1 protein-coding gene is annotated in these 261 nt (G+C 33.0%); it reads right to left on the bottom strand.

Going from position 1 to position 261, the window contains the following annotated elements; all coding sequences use genetic code 11:
• A partial coding sequence (locus ACU68U_RS09375) for a TetR/AcrR family transcriptional regulator (protein WP_446763205.1) occupies positions 1-128 on the bottom strand: 128 nt, incomplete at its 3' end.
• Positions 129-261: the final 133 nt, after the last annotated feature.

Below are 261 nucleotides of genomic sequence, written 5' to 3'. Positions count from 1 at the left end.
CCAGTAGTAACACCTGCTTCTTTGCAAATAGCTCTTAAATTTGCCTTTTCAAATCCTTGTTCTTTGAAAATTTTCTTACCGCTATTAAGAATCCTATTATGAGTTACTTCATAATCTCCGTTTGCCACGATTTGCCCTCCTTATATAATGTATTTAGGTTGTTAAAGGTAACCTATAACCCTTTATCGACTAAGTATTATTCAGTTTTACTGTATAATATTGTTATTAGATAGAGTGTACTCGTCCCCTCCTTGAGATTTA

Source organism: Finegoldia sp. P3-F-LR (assembly GCF_052932165.1).
Note: the sequence above shows the minus strand (reverse complement) of the source record. Positions and strands in the feature narration are given on the sequence as shown.